Genomic DNA, 20,979 nt, shown 5'->3' with positions numbered 1-20,979 from the left:
CAGCTCCAGTTTTCCCGTCATTCTACCCATATCATGGCCATCCGGAAGATCAAATGCATTAGTGGTCAAAAATCATAAAAATCAATGTTCAAAAAGGGGTATTTTTGTTTTCTATGCAGCAAACAGATTTTCTTGTCATCGGTTCCGGGATTGCGGGCTTAACCTATGCTCTCAAAGTATCGCAGCAATACCCCGACAAAAAGATTACCATCATTACCAAAAGCCGTGAGGATGAGACCAACACCAAGTACGCCCAGGGAGGCGTGGCTGTGGTGAATGATCTCGAGAATGACAGCTTTGAGAAACATATAGAAGATACGCTGATCGCAGGTGATGGCCTTTGTAATGAGCGCATAGTGGAAATGGTGGTAACGGAAGGACCGGAAAGGGTCAGTGAGATCATCGAATGGGGCGCCAACTTCGACAAAAATCCGGATGGCGACTTTTCACTGGGCAGAGAAGGCGGGCATTCCGTTTTCAGGGTCATCCATCACAAGGACGTTACCGGCAAAGAGATAGAGCGGGCATTGCTGGAAGCGATACATCGCAGGCCCAATATACAGCTGGTCACACATTGTTTTGTGGTAGACCTCATCACCCAGCACCATCTGGGCTACCTGGTCACCAAGGCTACCCCGGATATCGAATGTTACGGAGTGTACGTCCTCAACCTGACCAACAAAAAAATTGAAAAGATACTGTCTAAAGTAACGCTGCTGGCCACCGGCGGCAACGGACAGGTATACCGCAGCACCACCAACCCTACTATCGCTACGGGCGATGGTGTAGCCATGGTTTACCGTGCAAAAGGCCGTATCGAGAATATGGAGTTCATCCAGTTTCACCCTACAGCCCTGTATCAGCCCGGTGTCAACCCATCTTTCCTGATCACCGAAGCTGTACGTGGTGACGGCGGTATCCTCCGCAATATCCATGAAGAAGACTTCATGCATAAATACGATCCCCGTCTGTCACTGGCCCCACGCGATATCGTGGCCCGCGCTATCGACAGCGAGATGAAAATCACCGGTACTGAGTACGTATACCTCGACTGCCGGCATATGGACATCGACAAGTTTATCCATCACTTCCCCAATATTTACGAAACCTGTATAGCTGCCGGCATCGATGTACAACACCAGATGATACCGGTAGCACCAGCAGCCCACTACAGTTGCGGTGGCATCAAAACCAACGAATGGGGCCTTACCTCCATCCGTAATCTGTATGCCTGCGGCGAATGTGCCAGCACCGGCCTGCATGGCGCCAACCGCCTCGCCTCCAACTCACTGCTGGAAGCCATGGTATTTGCCCATCGCTGTTTTATGGACGCCACCAGCAAAATAGACAGCCTCGAATTCAAGGAAAACGTACCCGACTGGGACGCCCGTGGCACTAACGCCCCCCGCGAAATGATCCTCATCACCCAAAGTCTAAAGGAGTTGAAACAGATCATGAGCGATTATGTAGGCATCGTAAGAACCAACGAACGTCTCGAACGCGCAATGCGCCGCCTTGATATATTACATGAAGAAACAGAAGCCCTGTACCAGAAAACGGAAGTGTCTCCTCAGTTGTGTGAACTGCGCAACCTGATCACTGCCGGCTATCTGATTGTAAAAGGGGCATCCTTCCGCAAAGAAAGCAGAGGCCTCCATTTCAATACCGACTATCCGCTCAAATCCGAACTGGTGCAAAACATTGTCTTGTAAGCCAAACCATTGGTTTTCATTACCTTTGTGAGGTATTCAATATTAGAGGAACATGTATTATCTACTGCTTGGTTTTTGCTACAGCCTTTCTATATTGCCGTTCCCGGTACTTTATCTCATCAGCGACATTCTGTATGTGCTGGTGTATCATGTATTCGGTTATCGTAAAAAGGTAGTGCTGGAGAACATGAAGCAGGCTTTCCCGGAAAAATCACCGGAAGAGATCCGCAGGCTAGCTAAAAAATATTATCGTAATCTGACTGATATGATGGTGGAAACCATCAAGCTGCTGACCATGAGCAAACAACAGCTACAGGAACGCTTCACCTGCGACCTCTCTGTTTTACATAAGCTCTATGCAGAAGGCAAAAGCTGTCAGCTTCACCTGGGTCATAATTTCAACTGGGAATGGGCCAACCTGTTCTGTATGCAGGGTGTACAATTTCCTTTTCTGGTAGTGTACATGCCACTCAGCAGCAAGCCCGCCGATCGTATGTTCCGGCACTTCCGCGAAAAGTTTGGCACCATCCTCATACCGGCCAACGATATGGCCAACAGCATGAGGCCCTGGATGGAAAAACAGTATCTCATTGCCCTGGTTGCCGATCAGAACCCGGGCAATCCACGCAGCTGCCTCTGGTACCCTTTCCTCAATAAAATGACACCCTTCTATAAGGGCCCTGAAATGGCCGCCAGAAGAAATGATATCCCCGTTGTTTTTGTGGACATCCGGAAAACCAAACGCGGCTATTATCATGCAAAGCTTCAATTGATGTTTGAAGATCCGCAACAGGAGCCCGTTGGCAAGATCACTGAAACATTCGTTCGTTTCCTGGAAAAAAATATTCACGAGCAACCTGAAGTTTGGGTATGGAGCCACAGAAGATGGAAACATACCTATCCTGGCCACCAGACAGTAATATAACATTTATAACGAAAAAGGCCGGAGCATGATGCTCCGGCCTTTTTCGTTATAATAACCTGTAAGCTTATCCTGGAATTTTCAGTTTCTGTCCGGGATAGATCACATTAGGATCTTTGATCTGATCTTTATTAGCCTGATAAATATCCTGCCATGACACACCGGGATAGTTCTTAGCTATCTTACTCAGGTTATCACCGGATTTTACTTCATACACCTGCTCTCCACCGCCACCACCAGTTACAGCGATGTTCATCACTACATCAGCAGAGCGCATTTCCGGGTCCAGTTTTTCGTAGGTGCTCCACAGTTGGTCTTTCACTTCAGCAGTGGCTTCCCCATCGATATACAGTACATTATCCTGCTCTCTAACCTGTAAATTGTTGACGCCGGCACTATTGGCCTGGCTGATCAATTCCTGGTATTTATCCTGTAAGCTCATGACAATAATTTTTAAAGGGTTATTTCAATTTAAGGCTGTTGTTAACCTTCTTGGGTTTTGATTCCTGTGCTGTCTGTATGATTTTGCGCAGGTCGCTCTTTTTGGCTTCGCCACTCAACGTTACTTCACCATTGGCAACAGCAACGGTTACAGTGGAGAATCCGGCTGCCGCATAAGCAGAATCAAGGGTTTTCTTTAACACATCGTCGGGGTTGATGGTCACAGGTGCTGCCGGAGCAGGTTCAGCTGCTTTCACCATGATGTTGTTGGTAACTGTTTTTACGCCGGAAACACCTTTTAATGCTTCTTCAGCAGCGGCTTTGGCGGCATCATCGGTTACTTCACCGCTGAGGGTCACTACGCCACCTTTCACTTCCGCAGTAATGCCTGGAATAGTACTCAGCTTTTCATTAACCGCCTTTTGGATCTTGGAGTCTGAAGGTTTACACGCAAAGAAGAATACGCCCATCAACATTAAAAGGGCGAGTGTTAAGGATTTTCTATTCATGGTTACATATTTTAGTTCCCAGAAGATAACAAATAACATGCTAATAGAAAATTTTTTCTTGCTTAACTTATTGTTAATCAATCCAACAGAAACGTATTTCCTCATAAACGGAAAAAGGACATTGTAGAGAAAACAGCACTAATAAAGGATTTGGGGGAAATCAGACCGCAGCGGTATATATATAATATTTTTCATTATAATAAAAATAGCCATCAGCATTTCTAACGCTGATGGCTATATAATTTTATGACTAATGGATTAGTTCAGTACATTTTTTTCCTGTACTATTTCCAGGCCTTTTTCATCTTTCATTTTAGCGAAACCACCATCTACATTGCGCAGGTTGTGAATGCCTTCCCTTTTGAGGATAGAGCAGGCGATGATACTACGGTAGCCGCCCTGGCAATGTACATACAGATTCAGGTGTTCGTCCAGGTCTGCCAGGTTGAGTGGATCCATCATATCGCCGAGAGACAGGTTGGTAGCGCCTTTAACGTGACCGTTGGCATATTCAGCCGGTTTACGGACATCCACCACTACCAGGTTTTCGTCGTGTGGCATATCCATGGCCAGCTCGTCTGCTTCAACGGTGATGATCATATCTTTTTCTTGGCCGGAAGCTTCCCAGGCAGGATAACCACCTTCCAGGTAGCCGTTCACGTTTTCGAAGCCTACACGAGCCATTCTCACTACGGTTTCTTCTTCCTTGCCGGGTGTGGTCACCAGGATGATTTCCTGATCGAAAGGCAACAGACTACCGGCCCATTCTGCGAAACGGCCTTCCAGTCCGATGCTGATGGAGCCAGGTACAAAACCGTCGCCGAATTCGGTAGCAGGACGAGTGTCCAGGATCAGTACACCAGCATCACCTTTTGCTTTAAAAGCAGCAGGTGTGAGTGGTTGCATAGCCTTAGCCATTACAGCCTGCAGGGCGTCGTAACCTTCTTTATTGATTTTTGCATTGATCGGGAAGTAAGAAGGCGGGGTAGTAAGACCGCTGGTTACTTCATTGATAAATTGTGCTTTATCGGTAGCCAGTAAGGCGTAGTTTGTATTTTTTTCCTCACCGATGGTGCTGTAGGTGTTCGGACCCAGGTTTTTACCACAGGCAGAACCAGGACCATGTGCAGGATACACGATTACATTATCCGGCAGTGTTTTGATTCTGTTGTTGAGTGAATCAAACAGATAAGCTGCCAGCTCTTCTTTGGTGAGATTGCCGCTGAACAGGTCCGGACGGCCTACATCTCCCACAAATAAAGTATCGCCGGTGAACACAGCATAAGGTGCTTTGTTTTCATCGATCAGCAGGTAGCAGGTAGATTCCAGTGTATGACCGGGTGTGTGTAATACTTTGATGGTAACGTCACCGATGGCAAATTCTTCGTTGTCTTTGGCTACATAGGCATCAAAACCGGTTTCTGCATTTGGTCCGAATACAATCTTTGCGCCGGTAGCTTTGGCCAGTTCGAGGTGGCCCGACACAAAATCTGCGTGGAAATGGGTCTCAAAAATATATTTAATCGTTGCATTGCGCTCCCGGGCGAGGTCTACGTATACGTCAATATCCCTTAGCGGGTCTATCACTACGGCCACTCCTCCCGATTCTATAAAATAGGCGGCTTCTGACAGGCAGTTGGTGTATAATTGTTTAACGAACATTGGTTTTTTGATTTTCACAAATTTACAAATAAATCACCCCGCGCACCTATGGATAAAATCTATATGAAAATAAAAAAGTAGCCTTGCGGCTACTTTTTTTAATAATTCAATTCCGTATTTTAAATGGTTAAATTCAATTAACCAACAAGTTCTTCCACAAATTTAGCCACCTCAGCAATACGCTGTTTGTTGATGGTGTAGTGGATAAACTTACCATCTCTTTCTGTAATTACAATACCAGCCCGCCTTAATATAGCCAGATGCTGCGATGCTACCGATTGTTCCAGACGCAATTTCACATATATCTCTGTCACAGTCATTTTTTTATGATCCTCCAGCAGTTTGATCATCTGCTGGCGCAACTTATGGTTGATAGCACGCAAAACCATAGCGGCCTTTTTTACGGCAATGTAATCCAATTTGATCTGGTCTTTTTCATTGTTACCTCTAGAAATAATAAGAGTATTAGAAGAGGTAGTTAATAATGTTTTTTCCATCGCATAATAGTTTTTAAAAAATGATGAAATGAAAGGGATCAACGGACAGTAATCGCAAAACAGTTAGACAACAAATGCGGTTATCGATTTATACAAAAATATAATATCTATCACAATAAAAAAAATTTCCATACCTTATTTTATCATATATAACCTGGAGATATGTGCAAATTAGATGTAATTTGACATTTCTATGACAAATAAAACGAACGTGTTAGTGTTTTTGGGGAAAATAGAAGCCTTTGAGGTAAAAAGGACTGAAATACGCCAGATCTGCGAAGGATTTTTGATGGAATAACTGTTCAGCGAGCGGTGCCATATCTACGGCACTCATTTCATAGGGGATAAACTCGGCATTATCGATGGAAGGCAACATGGTGGCCCATTTCGGGCTACCGTTACCAAAAAAGTAAATCTTTTTTTGTGCCAGCCAGGCGTCAAAGGAATTCGGCTCCAGCACCAGTGCCTGCGGCTCCATAACAGGCTGCAAAGAAGCATCATAAATAGCAGTAAATACTTCCTGCCGGCGTGCATCCAGCATAGGACAATACCAGGCTGCCGTATCTTTCACTGCATCCAGGGCGCCCTGCGCCATCATCTGCAGCGTGGAAACAGCCAGCAGCGGCTTATTCCAGGCATAACACAACCCTTTGGCAGTAGCTACTCCCACACGCAGACCCGTATACGAACCCGGACCGGCACTCACTGCAATCGCATCCAGGTCGTCGGCTGTAACACCCTGCTCACGGAAAATCTGCTGCACATACAGTACAATAGCTGCTGCATGGTCCTGCTGCTGCTCATTAACTAATGTCTGCAATGTTTTCCCATCACGGGCAAGACTAACCGAACCTGTCGTTGTAGCTGTATCTATGCTAAGTATTAATGCCATAATATTGTTATATCGCCTCGTATTCTGTTTGTAGTAAGGCTGCCACCTCATACCGGTCATCACCGGTAACATCATGCACTGCCTTCAGCACCTCATACACATGTTTTACACCTATTCGCTCACACCACTCAAAAGGTCCGAACGGATAATTGGTGCCCAACCGCATAGAGGTATCAATATCCTCGCGGGAAGCAGTACCCTCCTCCGCCGTCAGATAAGCCTCATTGATGATCATACATACCACCCTTGGTGTCACCATCCCCGTAGTATCCGCTACCAGCGTGCATTCCCAGTTGAGCTGATACATGATGTCATCCAGCACCTGCTGCTGACCATCATCCATCAACGTTACCTCCAGCATCGGTAAACTGATAAATCCCGGCAGAAAATTACAGCCCATTATATTGAAGCCCTGCTCAAATGCATATTGATTCATCACCTCCGATAAAGAAGTCTTTACCATACCCGCCAACACCGGCACACCAGGATTTTTGGCGTACACCGCTGCATGCTCAGGCCGGTCATCAAAAAGGAGATCTATCACCAGATCAAACGCCTTCACCGACAAAACATCCTCCAGATTGGTCTTCCATTGTACCTGATGCCTGGAAAAATCCCTTTGCCTCAACTCGTCATACCGCTGTGCATCTGCTATTACGAGGATATTCATGCGTTAAATTTCAGCAAACCTAAGAAAAAATCCTTTTCCCCAGGGCTGAAGCCCTGGGCTAAAATTGTTGTACAGCTGTTTGCATAAAAAAAGATAACCTTACAGGTTCAATAACTCATTTACTGAAACTCCCGGATAGAAATTCTTCAGAAAATATTCCCAAGCCTTCTTCCTTACAAAATCTCCAATAAAATTCTCCTAGCGATGTTCCACCCCCCGTCTTATCCTATCTATCATAGCCCAGGGCTTCAGCCCTGGGACACTAATAGCGAATTCCTTATTTTCGTTTTATGGAAAAGCAAATCATCAATACCAATCAGGCGCCCGCTCCTATCGGGCCTTATAACCAGGCTGTAAAAGCTGGTAATACCCTCTATGTGTCCGGCCAGGTACCGCTGGACCCTGCTACCGGAGAACTGGTAAAATCAGGCATCGTGGATGAAGCCCATCTGGTCATGAAAAACCTGCAGGCTATCCTGAAAGAAGCCGGCCTGTCCTTCGATGCGGTAGTGAAAGCGACTATCTTCCTCACCGACATGAATGATTTCCCTAAAGTAAATGAAGTATACGGAAGTTATTTCAGTGGCAACTACCCTGCCCGCGAAACCGTGCAGGTGGCCGCTTTACCGAGAGGAGTGAATGTGGAGATCTCTGTAATAGCTGTTTATTAATTGATATGATGAAAACTGATTCTCCTGATAAGGCATCAGAAGAATCAGTTTTCATCATACTAATCACAGTTATGGTTTGCTGAATAATGTCGTTGCCAGTCTCGCATCGTGACCATACACGTCGTCGCGGAAATTCAGTCTTCCTTTGCTATCCACGAAGGAGGTGAAATACACGATGAATACAGGCACCTTATCTTTTATCGTTACAAATTTTTCCTTGCCTGCGTTCAGGGCGTCGTCGATCTTCTGGTCTGTCCAGGAAGAATCGCTGCGCAACAGCCATTCGGCCAGGTGTTTAGGTTCTGCTATTCTGATACAACCGTGACTGAAAGAACGTTTGTTTTCCCCGAAAAGATAACGGGCCGGTGTATCATGCAGGTAGATATTATATTCGTTCGGGAACAGGAATTTTACTTTACCCAATGAGTTTTTCCCACCGGGGCGCTGTCTTACAATATAAGGGAAGTTACCACCGGAATATTTACTGAAGTTGATGGAGCCGGGAGGAATCACCTTACCACTGGAACCAACAATTTCCATATTCTGACGAGCCAGATAGCCCGCTCCACTGCGTTTAAGGCCCGGCAGCACTTCTTTTGCCAGGATACCAGGAGGCACGTTCCAATACGGACTAAACACAACATAACGCAGCTCTTTGCTGAATATTACAGAGTTGGCGCCGGGTTTTCCTACCACTACATTACAGCTCCAGTCCAGTTTTCCTTTGTCATACACATACATTGTAAAGGCCGGGATGTTTACCAGGATATAGTCAGTAGTAGGTTCCAGCGGTACCCACCGGGAACGTTCCATATTCACCAGTATCTGGCGGATACGCTGTTGCAGTGGTGTATTGAGGGCATCTACGGTAGATTGTTTGATGATACCATCTACTTTCAGGCCCATGCGTTCCTGGAATGATCTGACAGCGCTGTCCAGTTCAGGTGTAAAGCGCTGGCTGCTATCTTTTACAGTAAGGTCACCCAGTGCTTCCAGTCTTCCTTTGATGGTAGCGATGACATGGGCAGAATCACCTTTTTTGAAGGTATTTTTTGCGATGTGGATAGAGTCCCATTTGGCGGAGGCTTCGAGGCTGGCCAGTTTTTTCAGCGCGTTGCGCAGCAGTTTATACTGCCTGTTTACCGGCTCATCTTCTTCGAAAGCGTTAGATTTTTTGCGCACGACAGAGTCCAGCAGACTCTCCATATCAATTTTTTTGCGGGGTATAAACCATTCCAGGTCTTTTGCAGAATCTGCGGTGAAGCCACCCCATACTTTGTTGCCATAGGCAAAGAACTGTGCTGTCAGCAATATTTCAATCCTTGAGCGGGCGGTATCACTGATTTTCAGACCAGCTTCTCCTACGAGAAGTGAATCGGTGATCCGTTGTAGTTCAGGGTTCAGCAGGCTGCTGTCTTTGATGCCGTCGGCAGCATCGTTTTTCATCATGTTGATGAAGTTGGCGGCCTGTTCTGTCAGGGAATCCTTATTGATCCAGGCGTAGTGATAGTCCCGCTTCTGATAGAAATTACGGATGTAGCCATCATACGCATCATAGGTGGTATTGGAGGCAAGAAATTTATTCAGGATGTTACTGTCCAGAGATGCTTCGATATACTCTTCTTTAGTGTAATGCGTAGTATCTCTTATTCTCAGCTTCTTACGCAAGCCTCCGTTTTGCTGGCAGGCGGCAAAAATAATCAGGGTTAATAAAGAGATGGCGGTGTAAAAACGTACGGTCATAAGTGTAATGGATGTGATTAGATAACTGAACAAAACATGACGGGCAAACAGTATGGGATCTGCACTGTTTTACCGCATAAATGTATGAAATATATAGAATTATGGGAGATACATGTTTTGGGGGGAGATAAGGACCTGTGGGAGATCACGGACGAAGTTGATTCGTGGTGTATCTGCCCACAGATACTTAATTATAATTTAATCTCTTCATCATTAGCGTCGAAGAAACGATATTCAGTAAGATGATAGTTGGAGTCAGCTTTGAGTTTGATCCATTTTTTGTATTGGAAGTACCATTTCCATTGTTTGGATGTCAGGAAACCTTTGGTCAGATACGCGTGCATGATTGGGTGTATCCGGATGGTAAGACCTTTATGTTGGTGGTTCAGGAGGTACTGCAGATTTTTCTCGATATCTTCCAGTATAAGCATGGATGCTCCGATTTTGCCGGTTCCTTTGCAGGTAGGACAATCTTCGGCTACTGAGATGGTGATTTCCGGTTTTACGCGCTGGCGGGTGATCTGCATCAGGCCGAATTTGGAGATGGGCAGGATGGTATGTTTGGCCCTGTCCTGTGACATGAATTTCTCCATGGCTTCAAATACGGTCTTTTTGTTTTCCGGCAGTTTCATATCGATAAAATCGATGATGATGATACCGCCGAGATCGCGCAAGCGCAGCTGGCGGGCTATTTCTGCGGCAGCTTCCAGGTTGGAGGCGAGAGCATTCTGTTCCTGGTTGTTGCTGGAGCTTTTATAGCCACTGTTGACGTCTATGACATGTAATGCTTCAGTAGCTTCGATAATGAGGTAGACGCCGCTGTCGAGGTTGACGGTTTTCCCGAAGGAAGCCTTTACCTGGCGGGTGATGCCGAAGTTATCGAAGATAGGAGAGCCGTTGTTATAGTAGTTAACGATATCCTGCTTTTCCGGTGCGATCTTCTGGATATAAGTTTTGGTATCCGTGTAGATATTTTTATCGTTGATCACGATCCGGTTAAAACTTTCATTGAGCAGATCGCGGAGGATACTGGTGGTTTTTGTTTGTTCACTCAGTATTTTCTGCGGGGCCTGGGCACCGTTCAGGTTGGACTGGATATTTTTCCAGGTTTGAACGAGGGTGGTCAGGTCTTCGTGCAGTTCTGCAGTTTTCTTTCCTTCCGCAGCGGTTCTAACGATCACACCGAAGTTAGGCGGTTTGATCGCTTCCACGATTTTCTGCAGTCTTTTTCTTTCTTCGGAAGAATGGATTTTTTTGGAAACGGCAACAATATCGTTAAAGGGTGTTAACACGATGAATCTTCCGGGAAGAGAGATTTCGCAGCTCAGGCGTGGGCCTTTGGAGGAAATGGGTTCTTTCAGAATCTGTACGAGGATATTGGGTTTACCGCCCAGTACGTCTGTAATTTTACCGGTCTTAACTATTTCCGGTTCATTTTTAAACTTAGTGAAATCAAATCCTTCAGGGGTTTTATCGCTGAGGGCAGTTGCAGTAAATTTAAGAATAGAACGGATATAGGGGCTGAGATCCGTATAATGTAAAAAGGCATCCTTCTCGAAGCCTACGTCCACAAATGCAGCATTTAAGCCGGGTATCAGCTTTTTTACTTTACCCAGGTATAAATCGCCTACTGCGAAGTTAGGATTACCGCTTTCGTGGTGCAGTTCTACTAACTTTTTATCTTCCAGTAACGCAATTTCCACCCCTGTGGGAGCCGCATTTATAATAAGTTCCTTATTCAAGCGTCCAAAATTTTAACCTTTAAAACTTCACCTTTTATGCTATGCACACAGCTATGTAAGAACAGCTTACTGCATACCAAACAATAGCTCACTATAAAGTTAGCATATTCTTCACCTATGTGATGATGGATTGCTTAAGGGTTCAGCGATCACTGCAGGCAATGTTCCGGAGAATCTGGTATGCGGGGATCTATGGAAACACCTGCATGACTCAGGCAATTTAAGATTAAATGCCAGAATCATGCAGGATATATGAAAATTTTTATCCGACCACCGCGCCGGGAAAATACCTGATTAGTATAAATGGCGGGAAACTGGAGTAATTATTTCTTCTTACTTTTATGCCGGTTCTTTCTCAGTCTTTTTTTACGCTTGTGAGTGGCAATTTTATGTCTTTTTCTTTTCTTACCGCAAGGCATACGCTTAAACGTTTTAAATGATGGAAAAAATAAATATTATCGGATATCTTTGATATAATTATCAACTTCTTTTTTCAGCTCCGGGTCTTTCATAGCCTGTTTGCTTTTTTCAAACAATTCCAGTGCTTTTTTAGTGTTCCCTTTGCTTCTGTAGGATTCAGCCAGTACAAACAGTACTTTGGCATCATCCGGATGTTTCTGCATAACACCTTCCAGTCTTTCGATGGCTTTATCGAACTGGCCTGATCTAATGGCCAGGTTAGCCAATGTAACCTGTGCGTCGATGTTATCAGGATTTTTGGCGACCACCTCTTTCATCTTTGCCACTCCCTTCATCGGTTCGCCGGTGTTCATATACACCATAGCTTGCGACATCTTCAGGGTGTCGTTGGCCGGATTCAGCAGAATTGCCTGATCAAACAGGGCGGTTGCCTGGTCGGCTTCCCATTTTGCTATCCTTGGATCCTGAGCGTGTTGCAGGTGTGCCAGAAACAAATTGGCTGCAAAGGTGAGGCTTTTTTCGGAATTTTCCAACTTAGCGGCTTGTCCGAGATAATAAGCAGCTACGGGCAGCTGGTTTAGGCTGTCCCAGGTGTTATACAATTGTTTGTACGCAGCTATTTGCTGGGCATTCACATCACCACGTATAACGTTGGTCTCAATTGTGTTGATCTGTAATAATTTTTCAGCAGGAATTTTCCCTTTAGCCGTTTCCAGCAGCTCGGAAAAGGCAATAGGCTCTACACCCTGTCCGCCCTGCATAGGAGCGGCAGTTGACATAGCTTGCTTATCTGACCGGGGGATAGTTCGGCCAAAGGCATATAAAACCACCAATAGTGCTACAGCGGCACCAACCAGGAGAACTTGTGACTTTCGCATCGCCTAAATTATTAGGCTGCAAAACTAAGAACTTTTAAGCTTCTTTACCTCAGCAACAAATTCTTTCGATGGTTTGAACGCCGGAATAAAATGCTCCGGGATCTCCACAGCCACGTTCTTCTTGATGTTACGGCCTATCTTGGCGGCTCTTTTCTTGGTGATAAAACTGCCAAACCCACGGATGTAAATGTGCTCACCGTTGGCCAGGGCTTCTTTCACCTCTTTAAACATAGCCTCCAGTGTAACTAACACATCTACTTTGGGGATGCCGGTTTTTTCAGCAATGTTGTTTATTAAATCAGCTTTTCTCATATGAAAGCGAGAGGATTACTTTACTCTCAAAGTTAATTTAAAAATTTTAATTGCTGAATTTTAAGCAAATAAATTTTATCATTTTTTCTTATAACTCTATTGATGATAAATTATATTTATTTGCAGGCCCGGAAAGGGGTATCTGGTGTACCTCATAGGGTTTTTGGACAGCTTTTACCATATCAATTTACTAAATAATTTTATTAAAATAATATATAAATGGCCGATTCCCGACTTTTTTTTACAGAAAAATTATTGGAGTGGAACCAGCTCAGCAATACCCGGACCATGCCCTGGAAGGGCGAAAAGGACCCCTATCGCATATGGCTATCCGAAATTATTTTGCAGCAAACCCGCGTGGAGCAAGGATTGCCGTACTATGAGAAATTTATTAAAAACTACCCCAACGCCAAAAAGCTCGCAGCAGCACCGGAAGAAGAGGTATTCCGACTCTGGCAGGGACTGGGTTATTATGCCCGTTGCAAAAACATGCTCGCCGCCGCCCGGGAAATAGCCACTACCTATAACGGCAAATTCCCCGGAGAATACGAGCAGATCAAAGCCCTTAAAGGCATCGGCACCTATACCGCCGCCGCCATCGCCTCCTTCGGCTTTCAGCTCCCCTACGCGGTGCTGGACGGTAACGTGTTCCGGGTACTCTCCCGCTACTTCGGCATCGAAACTCCGATTGATACCACCGCCGGCAAAAAACAGTTCGGCGATCTCGCCCAGGAATTACTCCCGGCCAACCAGTCTGCCGCCTACAACCAAAGCATCATGGACTTTGGCGCCGTAGTCTGCAAACCGCAACAGCCCGCCTGTGGTACCTGTCCGCTTAACAGAAAGTGCCAGGCCAGACAGCAACAGCTCGTGGACGTACTCCCCGTAAAATCAAAAAAACTACAGATCAAAAAACGTTATTTCAACCACCTCCTGATAGAACTGAAAGACAATATCTATATCCGGAAACGGACCGAAAAAGATATCTGGCAAAATCTGCACGAATTTATCCTGATCGAAACTTCAGAGGCGGTAGAGCTCGACGAGCTCCGGCAACAGGAGGCTTTCCGGGAGTTGTTTAAAGATGTTCCCTTTACAGTGGTGAACGTTTCTGCTCCGGTCAAACAGCAACTCACCCACCAAACCATACACAGCCGCTTTTTCACCCTGGAAATCAAGCAGCCCCTCCCGTTACCCGACCATCTGCTCGTTTCCCGTAAAAAGCTGGACAATTACGCTTTTCCAAAAACAATTACTGATTTTCTTCACAGCAAAAGACTGCAATTATTCTGATTACAGACACATAAAAAATAATTAAAATATATTACATAGTAAGATTACAGGTTGTTATAATGCATGCAACAAATGTTGCTTAACACACTCTCAGGGAGAAATTTTTCACTGTCGATTGGAAAAAAATATTAACTTTAAGAAGGTTGTTTATTTATAAAAGAAGAACCTTTTAACAATAGACTAAAAAAACCTACAACTATGAGAGGTGTTAACAAAGTAATCCTGATAGGCAATTTAGGCAGAGACCCGGACGTTCAGTTTCTTGAAGGAAATATCGCGGTAGCGAAATTTTCACTGGCAACCACAGAGACCTTTAAGGACAGAGCCGGAAAACTCATTTCGCAAACAGAATGGCATACCGTAGTGCTTTGGCGGGGATTGGCCGAACTGGCACAGAAATACCTGCACAAAGGCAGCCTCGTATACATTGAAGGTCGTTTACGCACCCGCAGCTGGGAAGACAAGGAAGGCAATAAAAAATTTGCTACTGAAGTTGTAGGAGACAACCTGGTTATGCTGGATAAACGCATGGACCTCAATAGCACTGATCACCCCATACCTCACCATAGCAGTACAGGATCGTCAACCGGAGAAAATTTCGCTGGTAACATGGAAATACCCCCTTCGTTGAACGAGCCCGCAGACGATCTGCCGTTTTAGTTGCCCGTTAAAATATTAACTTTCCGTAAGTACGTAATCCCATAAAGGGACATTACTTATATTTGCGTGCGTGGAAATGTAGTTATGTGAATTACCTTTCCTATTTTTGATTTATTACATCAAAGTTGAATATCTTGGAGATCCTCTCGGCAAGCAACATATCCTGTTTGTTACAAGTAAATGCACCTATTGCTACACCTAATATGGTTGTGTTTTTACTTGTCATTTTTGTATTACTGCTGCTTACCTTCATCGTTTCCGGCGCAGAAGTAGCCTTCTTTTCCTTGAACTACAAGGACCTGAATGTGCTCAAAACACGGCAGAACACCTCCGGCAAGCTCATCACCAAGCTGCTGGAAAAGCCTAAATCACTTCTCGCCTCCCTGCAGATAGCAGGCATCCTGCTCATGATAGCATTTATCATGATTACCAACTATCTGATCACCCAGATGGAAGACCTGCAGACCCTGCCGGTAGTGTCCTTTGTGGTGCGCATTGCCTTCATCTGCCTCGTACTGCTGTTCTTCGGCCAGATACTCCCCCGGGTATGGGCCGCACAGAATAATATCCGTTTCGCCACTTACTTCGCGTGGTTCGTCAGCCTGATCCATGCTACGTTGGAGCCTGTCAGCGATTTCTTCGTAAGCATCAGCGGCAGCGTTGAAGCACGCCTGTTCCACCGCGGAGCCGGCCCGGTCAACTACCACGAAATTGACGAAGCCATCGAAATGAGCGTAGACCCTACCGCCTCCCAGGAAGAAAAAAACATCCTGAAAGGCATCCTCAAATTTGGCAATATCACCGTCAAACAAATTATGCGTGGACGCCTCGACGTAAACGGTATCGAATATGACAGCACCTTCGATGAAGTAGTGAAACACGTGGCCGACCTCCACTACTCCAGGCTGCCGGTTTATAAAGGCAACCTCGACAGCATCGTAGGCGTTATCCACACCAAAGATCTGCTCCAGCACCTTGATAAAGGCAATAAATTCGACTGGCACGAAGTCATGCGCCAGCCTTTCTTTGTACATGGTCACAAACTGATCGAAGACCTGCTCTCAGAATTCCAGAGCAGACGCATGCACTTTGCCGTGGTAGTCGACGAGTTTGGCGGCACCTCCGGTATCGTAACCCTCGAAGATATCATGGAAGAAGTTATCGGAGACATCAAAGATGAGTTCGATGAAGAAGAATTCAACTATAGCAAGTTGGACAACTTCACCTACGTTTTTGAAGGGAAAACCATGCTCAACGACGTTTGCCGTATCATGAACATACCACCGGAAACATTTGAAACGGTAAAAGGAGAAAGCGACTCCCTCGGCGGCCTCATCCTCGAACTCGCCGGAAAATTTCCTGAAGAAAACAGCGTTATCAATTATAGCAACTATGATTTTACTGTACTGGAAGTCACCAAAATGCGCATCCAGAAAGTACAGGTAACCATCCGGCCGGATGCTTCCGAAGAAGCCTAATCCGTCCTCCTAAACGAGATCCGAACAATGCCATACTTAAAAGGAAAGGGCATCCTACTATCCCTGCTGACAGTCCTCTTCGCTGTGGCCTGTAACACACCGCCTACTCCTAAACCAAGGGGTTTCTTCCTCATGAAGTTTCCCGAAAAAAAATACCGCACCTTCGATGTGCCCGGTTATCCGTACACTTTCGAATATCCGGTATATGCCAATGTGGTAAAGGACACAGCCTTCTTCGGGGAAAAACCGGAAAACCCTTACTGGATCAACCTCGACTTCCCTACCCTCAATGGTAAAATCTATCTGAGCTATAAAATCATCGGCGAAAACAACAATACCTTCCAGAAACTGGTGGATGATGCTTTTAAAATGACTTATAAGCACACCTACAAGGCGGAATATATAGACGAAAATAAAATCCATACCCCGAACCATGTAGCCGGCACTTTCTATGAAGTAGGCGGCAACGCCGCTTCGGCCAAACAATTTTTCGCTACCGACTCTGTCCGGCACTTCCTGCGGGGTGCGCTCTACTTCTATGCTCCCCCTCAGGCCGATTCCCTGGCACCCGCCAATGAATTCCTCGAAAAAGATATGTGGCATCTGGTGGAAACCCTCCGCTGGAGATAAGCCGGCAATCATGTAACTTTGTGGTCTTTAAAATGCTTGCTGGCCTTATCTGGCCATCAAAAGACCAATTACCCGATGATCATCATTGACGATAAATACATTAGTGACGAATTAGTTGAGGAGCAGTTTGTATGCAATCTGTCTGCCTGTAAAGGCGCCTGCTGCGTAGCCGGCGACTGCGGTGCTCCGCTGGATAAAGCCGAAACCAAAACCCTGAAAAAAATATATCCGCAGATCAAATCCTATCTCCGCCCCGAAGGCATTGAAGAGATAGAACGCACCGGCACCAACACCACCGACAAAGAATACGGATATGTAACACCGATTGTCAACAATGGTATCTGTGCCTATGCAAGTGTAGATGCCAACGGCATCGTGGGCTGCGGCATAGAAAAAGCTTACAACGACGGCGTAATCGATTTTAAAAAACCCGTCTCCTGTCATCTGTATCCTATACGTATTACCAAATACGAATCCTTTGAAGCGGTTAATTACGACCGCTGGGATATATGCAAACCTGCCTGTAAAAATGGTAAAGCACTGAAAGTGCCTGTGTACCGTTTTCTGAAAGAAGCTATCATCAGAAAATACGGCACGGAATTTTATGAAGTCCTAGATAAAATTGCTACCAAAAAGTATTGATCTATTTTTTTTGATTTTGACAGGGTTGATAACCAGGTCAAAATCAACTTCAAATGATCTATCTTTAATAAAGGAATTATCGTTTGCTTATGCATCAAACAGCCTCCTCTTTTCTCGAAGCGAGTGAAAAAAAAGCGTTAGACCTTGGTCACCGCCAGACGATCAACTTCAACATAGGAAAATATAATACCGCTGTGAAAGCCGGTAAACAACAGTTTGCCGATCTCGCCATAGCACGTGAAAGAGCCAAAAATATAAAGTGGAGAGCGATCGAACATCTCGACAACCACCTCGAAGAGTTTGAGATGAACTTCACTAAACGTGGCGGAAAAGTTATCTGGGCTGAAACAGCCGAACAGGTGCAACAGGAAATTCTCGCCATCTGTCAGGCCAAACAATGCAAAAGCATCGTCAAAAGTAAGTCCATGGCCACCGAAGAAGTACATCTGAACGACTTCCTGGCACAGCATAACATCGAGTGTGTAGAAACAGATCTCGGTGAATATATACAGCAACTCGACGGAGAACCACCCTACCACATTGTAACACCCGCCATGCATAAAAGCAAGGAAGATGTGGCACGACTCTTTGCTGAAAAACTGGGCACGGCACCCGACCTTACTCCTGAACAGCTCACACTCGTTGCCCGGGAAAAACTAAGACAAAAATACCTGGAAGCAGAAATAGGCATCACCGGCGCCAACTTCATCATCTCTGATACCGGCTCTGTAGCGGTTACTGAGAATGAAGGTAATGCCCGCCTCAGCACCGCTTTTCCTAAAACACATATTGTACTGGTAGGCATCGAAAAGGTACTGCCTTCTGTGGCTGATCTGGCTCTCTTCTGGCCACTGCTGGCCACTTATGGCACCGGACAGAAAGTGACCGCCTACAACTCCATCTTCAGCGGCCCACGCCAGGAAGGAGAAATCGATGGCCCGGAAGAAATGTATGTGATCCTGATGGACAACGGCCGGACCAATATCCTGAAAGATACTACTGCCCGCGAAAGTCTTTACTGCATCCGTTGCGGCTCTTGTCTCAACGCCTGCCCTGTATATAAAAATATTGGCGGCCACAGTTACGCCACTACCTACAGCGGCCCTATTGGCTCTGTCATCACCCCTCATCTGAAAGGGATGGACGACTATGTCCACCTCAGCTTTGCTTCTTCTCTCTGTGGTAACTGTACAGAAGTATGTCCTGTGCGTATCAATCTGCATGAGCTGTTGCTTCATAACAGACAAAAGGCCGTAGAAGAAAATCATACTTCCGGTGGAGAAAAATTTGCCTGGTTTGCCTGGAAACAGGGCTGTACCAGCCGCAAGATGATGAACATGGCCAGTGGTAAAATGAAGAATTTCCTGCTGCGTAAGTTTTTTGCTAAAAGCTGGGGAGACAACAGAGAGCTGCCGGTATTTGCTGCCAAGTCTTTCAATCAGCAGTGGAAAGAACGAAAAGGTTAATCCGCTTTCACTTTAAATATCACCTCCAGTGTAACCCTGGCAGGTTTTCCATCTGATGCTGGCTTCCATGCCGGACCTTCCTTCACCACCCGGATTGCTTCTGCATCGCAGGCAGCATTCAGGCTTTTGACTACCGTAATCTCCTGTAAGGTACTGTCAGGCATTACAGTAAAAGTGAGTGTGACCACTCCGTCAAACTTATTTTCCGGATTGATGGTATGACTTTGCAGATACTGTTGATAAGCGATACGGCCAGTAACCGGTGCAGGAAGGGTATCATAGGGCATTTGTACGCCTGCCCGTCTTTTAGACATCACCACCATTCCGGAGGCTTTCCCTTGTACTGCTTCAGATGCCGCATAGTTACCCAGATACCCATTGCTCATTCGCTGGCTATCTTCTCTGGAAGCCTTTGCCAGCGTGTGTTCATAATCCTTCGCTGGCTCTGCTGGCGGCGGAGGTACCATGGCAGGGCTGGCGGCCAGTAACGGACTTTCTGCCGGAGCTGCCTTTTTAAGCATCAGTGCAGGCTCCCGTTTTAACTTTTTCTCTTCTGCAGCTTCCGTTACCTGTTTATCATCACGGGCTATTACATCCGCTGCAGGTGCAGCCATTTCAGCCTGAATGGTAGCGGGAACAGTATGTTGCTGTTGCTGCTGCACATATCCATCTTTTTTATTAGTGGGTTTTTCTGTTGTTGCAACTGTAGGTGCGGCAGCAGGCGCCGGTACAGTAGAAGAAGTAGCAGCAGGCGTTTCCTGGCTGACAACATTATTATTAGCCTGGGCAAGGGATACTTCGGTTACTTTCCGGTGCTGTTCGTGGAACAGGAACCAGCCTCCGGTAAATAACAGCAACAAAATAGCCGCAGCGGCAGCCCAGCGGGTATACATTGGCCGGACCACTGTTTTGCGCGGCGCCACCCGATCGGCCAAACGGGCCATCAGTTCATCCTGATGAACCTGCTGGTCAGGGTTGTGCAAGGCATAACCTTCCAGTGCGTCTGCCAGGAACGGGTCATCCAGCGCCTGACGTTCCAGGTCGTGCATGGCCTTGTCATTCAGCTCTCCGGCCAGGTACTGGCGGATAAGCTCGGCGCTTACGTTGGGCTTGTTATGTGCGTCCTTGTCAGGCATGTTGTTGCTCCATACAAATTTTAAGGTTACGTTTTCCGTTCTGGATATAACTCTTCACCTTACCCATGTCATATCCGGTGATGGCAGACACCTCGCGGTAGCTTTTTTCTTCCAGATAAAACAGGTTTACACTGCGTTTTTGCTCTTCCGGCAAGGTTTCCAGGCATTTTTCCATGGTCTGGAGGTTATCTTCCAATGTGATTCCACCGTCATGATGCGCCAATTCTCCGTTTTCCATAAGCGGCGAATCATCTTCAATAGCCACCTGCATAGACTCCTTGTTTTTCATAGCCCGGATCTTCATCAGGCAATGATTTCTGGCCAGTACATGCAACCAACTTTTGAAGTTCTGCACTTCATGGTGCTTCAGCTTGCCGATCAGCTCCTCAAAAATCTGCATCACAGCGTCTTTACTGCCTTCTTCATCAAAATACTGCAGACATACCCCATACACCAGGTTCATATAACGCTGGTACAGGGCAGCCAGTAACTCCAGACTGCCGGATGTTTTATACTCCCGGATCAAATCTGAGTCAGCGGTTTCCCGCATCATATTATGCTGAATAAAGGCCATGGACAACAATACTATGGATTTTCAGGCAA

General features: G+C 45.9%; 21 protein-coding genes. 9 read left to right on the top strand and 12 right to left on the bottom strand.

The features are described from left to right. The first annotated feature begins 113 nt into the window (after nucleotides 1-113). Together nadB and DF182_RS14380 are read left to right on the top strand one after the other, a co-directional pair. Nucleotides 114-1,712, top strand: coding sequence for an L-aspartate oxidase (gene nadB, locus DF182_RS14385; protein WP_113616282.1), 1,599 nt, complete (start codon nucleotides 114-116; stop codon nucleotides 1,710-1,712). A 52-nt stretch (nucleotides 1,713-1,764) separates the two neighbouring features. Next, complete coding sequence (locus DF182_RS14380; RefSeq protein WP_113616281.1) at nucleotides 1,765-2,637, top strand: lysophospholipid acyltransferase family protein; 873 nt, start codon at nucleotides 1,765-1,767, stop codon at nucleotides 2,635-2,637. A gap of 64 nt (nucleotides 2,638-2,701) precedes the next feature. On the opposite strand, the gene DF182_RS14375 is transcribed toward DF182_RS14380, so the two are convergent. The 6 genes from DF182_RS14375 to DF182_RS14350 form a co-directional block, all read right to left on the bottom strand. Beyond that, entirely contained in the window at nucleotides 2,702-3,076 is a 375-nt protein-coding gene (locus DF182_RS14375; protein ID WP_113616280.1) for a LysM peptidoglycan-binding domain-containing protein, read from the bottom strand. 19 nt (nucleotides 3,077-3,095) lie between these two features. Further along, nucleotides 3,096-3,584 carry a BON domain-containing protein gene (locus DF182_RS14370; protein WP_161964144.1) on the bottom strand — a complete coding sequence of 163 codons (489 nt, stop codon included), beginning with the start codon at nucleotides 3,582-3,584 and terminating at the stop codon, nucleotides 3,096-3,098. A 258-nt stretch (nucleotides 3,585-3,842) separates the two neighbouring features. Further along, nucleotides 3,843-5,246, bottom strand: a complete 1,404-nt coding sequence (locus tag DF182_RS14365; protein WP_113616278.1) for an MBL fold metallo-hydrolase — start codon at nucleotides 5,244-5,246, stop codon at nucleotides 3,843-3,845. 137 nt (nucleotides 5,247-5,383) lie between these two features. Continuing rightward, nucleotides 5,384-5,743 (bottom strand): ArsR/SmtB family transcription factor, encoded by a 360-nt coding sequence (locus DF182_RS14360; RefSeq protein WP_073084462.1) that lies wholly within the window; start codon nucleotides 5,741-5,743, stop codon nucleotides 5,384-5,386. 214 nt (nucleotides 5,744-5,957) lie between these two features. Then, nucleotides 5,958-6,635 (bottom strand): tRNA (adenosine(37)-N6)-threonylcarbamoyltransferase complex dimerization subunit type 1 TsaB, encoded by a 678-nt coding sequence (gene tsaB, locus DF182_RS14355; protein ID WP_113616277.1) that lies wholly within the window; start codon nucleotides 6,633-6,635, stop codon nucleotides 5,958-5,960. Nucleotides 6,636-6,642: 7 nt separating this feature from the next. Further along, nucleotides 6,643-7,305: a 3-hydroxyacyl-CoA dehydrogenase family protein gene (locus DF182_RS14350; protein ID WP_211327109.1), complete on the bottom strand. Its 663-nt coding sequence runs from the start codon at nucleotides 7,303-7,305 to the stop codon at nucleotides 6,643-6,645. A gap of 290 nt (nucleotides 7,306-7,595) precedes the next feature. Between DF182_RS14350 and DF182_RS14345 the strand changes: the two genes are divergently transcribed. Then, nucleotides 7,596-7,976: a RidA family protein gene (locus DF182_RS14345; protein ID WP_113616276.1), complete on the top strand. Its 381-nt coding sequence runs from the start codon at nucleotides 7,596-7,598 to the stop codon at nucleotides 7,974-7,976. Between the two features lie 69 nt (nucleotides 7,977-8,045). On the opposite strand, the gene DF182_RS14340 is transcribed toward DF182_RS14345, so the two are convergent. The 4 genes from DF182_RS14340 to DF182_RS14325 all read right to left on the bottom strand — a co-directional run bounded on the left by DF182_RS14340 (nucleotide 8,046) and on the right by DF182_RS14325 (nucleotide 13,071). Then, entirely contained in the window at nucleotides 8,046-9,719 is a 1,674-nt protein-coding gene (locus tag DF182_RS14340; RefSeq protein WP_113616275.1) for a L,D-transpeptidase family protein, read from the bottom strand. Between the two features lie 191 nt (nucleotides 9,720-9,910). Beyond that, entirely contained in the window at nucleotides 9,911-11,461 is a 1,551-nt protein-coding gene (locus tag DF182_RS14335) for an Rne/Rng family ribonuclease (protein WP_113616274.1), read from the bottom strand. Between the two features lie 455 nt (nucleotides 11,462-11,916). After that, nucleotides 11,917-12,759, bottom strand: a complete 843-nt coding sequence (locus DF182_RS14330) for a tetratricopeptide repeat protein (RefSeq protein ID WP_113616273.1) — start codon at nucleotides 12,757-12,759, stop codon at nucleotides 11,917-11,919. A 24-nt stretch (nucleotides 12,760-12,783) separates the two neighbouring features. Further along, complete coding sequence (locus tag DF182_RS14325; protein ID WP_073084475.1) at nucleotides 12,784-13,071, bottom strand: HU family DNA-binding protein; 288 nt, start codon at nucleotides 13,069-13,071, stop codon at nucleotides 12,784-12,786. Between the two features lie 219 nt (nucleotides 13,072-13,290). Between DF182_RS14325 and mutY the strand changes: the two genes are divergently transcribed. The 6 genes from mutY (at nucleotide 13,291) to DF182_RS14295 (ending at nucleotide 19,240) form a co-directional block, all read left to right on the top strand. Next, on the top strand, nucleotides 13,291-14,364 hold the full coding sequence (mutY, locus tag DF182_RS14320) for an A/G-specific adenine glycosylase (RefSeq protein ID WP_113616272.1): 1,074 nt from the start codon (nucleotides 13,291-13,293) through the stop codon (nucleotides 14,362-14,364). Nucleotides 14,365-14,562: 198 nt separating this feature from the next. Then, nucleotides 14,563-15,024, top strand: a complete 462-nt coding sequence (locus DF182_RS14315; protein WP_113616271.1) for a single-stranded DNA-binding protein — start codon at nucleotides 14,563-14,565, stop codon at nucleotides 15,022-15,024. Nucleotides 15,025-15,191: 167 nt separating this feature from the next. After that, a complete protein-coding gene (gene gldE / locus DF182_RS14310; RefSeq protein ID WP_245957443.1) occupies nucleotides 15,192-16,502 on the top strand; it encodes a gliding motility-associated protein GldE in 1,311 nt (436 codons plus the stop codon). 27 nt (nucleotides 16,503-16,529) lie between these two features. Further along, the gene (gene gldD, locus DF182_RS14305; RefSeq protein ID WP_113616269.1) at nucleotides 16,530-17,132 is read left to right on the top strand and encodes a gliding motility lipoprotein GldD; all 603 of its coding nucleotides are present in this window, start codon (nucleotides 16,530-16,532) and stop codon (nucleotides 17,130-17,132) included. Between the two features lie 75 nt (nucleotides 17,133-17,207). After that, entirely contained in the window at nucleotides 17,208-17,774 is a 567-nt protein-coding gene (locus tag DF182_RS14300; protein WP_113616268.1) for a DUF3109 family protein, read from the top strand. A gap of 89 nt (nucleotides 17,775-17,863) precedes the next feature. Beyond that, a complete protein-coding gene (locus DF182_RS14295) occupies nucleotides 17,864-19,240 on the top strand; it encodes a LutB/LldF family L-lactate oxidation iron-sulfur protein (RefSeq protein ID WP_113616267.1) in 1,377 nt (458 codons plus the stop codon). Here the strand turns inward: DF182_RS14295 and DF182_RS14290 are convergent. Together DF182_RS14290 and DF182_RS14285 are read right to left on the bottom strand one after the other, a co-directional pair. After that, nucleotides 19,237-20,376 (bottom strand): energy transducer TonB, encoded by a 1,140-nt coding sequence (locus tag DF182_RS14290; protein WP_113616266.1) that lies wholly within the window; start codon nucleotides 20,374-20,376, stop codon nucleotides 19,237-19,239. The genes DF182_RS14295 and DF182_RS14290 overlap by 4 nt on opposite strands. After that, nucleotides 20,369-20,929: an RNA polymerase sigma factor gene (locus tag DF182_RS14285; RefSeq protein WP_245957442.1), complete on the bottom strand. Its 561-nt coding sequence runs from the start codon at nucleotides 20,927-20,929 to the stop codon at nucleotides 20,369-20,371. The genes DF182_RS14290 and DF182_RS14285 overlap by 8 nt, the downstream gene beginning before the upstream one ends. Between the last annotated feature and the right edge of the window lie 50 nt (nucleotides 20,930-20,979).

Source organism: Chitinophaga flava, from assembly GCF_003308995.1.
Classification (GTDB): domain Bacteria; phylum Bacteroidota; class Bacteroidia; order Chitinophagales; family Chitinophagaceae; genus Chitinophaga; species Chitinophaga flava.
Note: the sequence above shows the minus strand (reverse complement) of the source record. Positions and strands in the feature narration are given on the sequence as shown.

Coding starts and splice junctions, on each gene's coding strand:
- DF182_RS14375 (WP_113616280.1), bottom strand. CDS start 3,076: ATGAGCTTACAGGATAAATACCAGGAATTGATCAGCCAGGCCAATAGT.
- DF182_RS14345 (WP_113616276.1), top strand. CDS start 7,596: ATGGAAAAGCAAATCATCAATACCAATCAGGCGCCCGCTCCTATCGGG.
- DF182_RS14290 (WP_113616266.1), bottom strand. CDS start 20,376: ATGCCTGACAAGGACGCACATAACAAGCCCAACGTAAGCGCCGAGCTT.
- DF182_RS14360 (WP_073084462.1), bottom strand. CDS start 5,743: ATGGAAAAAACATTATTAACTACCTCTTCTAATACTCTTATTATTTCT.
- DF182_RS14365 (WP_113616278.1), bottom strand. CDS start 5,246: ATGTTCGTTAAACAATTATACACCAACTGCCTGTCAGAAGCCGCCTAT.
- DF182_RS14325 (WP_073084475.1), bottom strand. CDS start 13,071: ATGAGAAAAGCTGATTTAATAAACAACATTGCTGAAAAAACCGGCATC.
- DF182_RS14315 (WP_113616271.1), top strand. CDS start 14,563: ATGAGAGGTGTTAACAAAGTAATCCTGATAGGCAATTTAGGCAGAGAC.
- DF182_RS14350 (WP_211327109.1), bottom strand. CDS start 7,305: ATGAATATCCTCGTAATAGCAGATGCACAGCGGTATGACGAGTTGAGG.
- mutY (WP_113616272.1), top strand. CDS start 13,291: ATGGCCGATTCCCGACTTTTTTTTACAGAAAAATTATTGGAGTGGAAC.
- DF182_RS14295 (WP_113616267.1), top strand. CDS start 17,864: ATGCATCAAACAGCCTCCTCTTTTCTCGAAGCGAGTGAAAAAAAAGCG.
- DF182_RS14340 (WP_113616275.1), bottom strand. CDS start 9,719: ATGACCGTACGTTTTTACACCGCCATCTCTTTATTAACCCTGATTATT.
- tsaB (WP_113616277.1), bottom strand. CDS start 6,635: ATGGCATTAATACTTAGCATAGATACAGCTACAACGACAGGTTCGGTT.
- DF182_RS14330 (WP_113616273.1), bottom strand. CDS start 12,759: ATGCGAAAGTCACAAGTTCTCCTGGTTGGTGCCGCTGTAGCACTATTG.
- DF182_RS14380 (WP_113616281.1), top strand. CDS start 1,765: ATGTATTATCTACTGCTTGGTTTTTGCTACAGCCTTTCTATATTGCCG.
- DF182_RS14300 (WP_113616268.1), top strand. CDS start 17,208: ATGATCATCATTGACGATAAATACATTAGTGACGAATTAGTTGAGGAG.
- DF182_RS14285 (WP_245957442.1), bottom strand. CDS start 20,929: ATGATGCGGGAAACCGCTGACTCAGATTTGATCCGGGAGTATAAAACA.
- gldD (WP_113616269.1), top strand. CDS start 16,530: ATGCCATACTTAAAAGGAAAGGGCATCCTACTATCCCTGCTGACAGTC.
- DF182_RS14370 (WP_161964144.1), bottom strand. CDS start 3,584: ATGAATAGAAAATCCTTAACACTCGCCCTTTTAATGTTGATGGGCGTA.
- nadB (WP_113616282.1), top strand. CDS start 114: ATGCAGCAAACAGATTTTCTTGTCATCGGTTCCGGGATTGCGGGCTTA.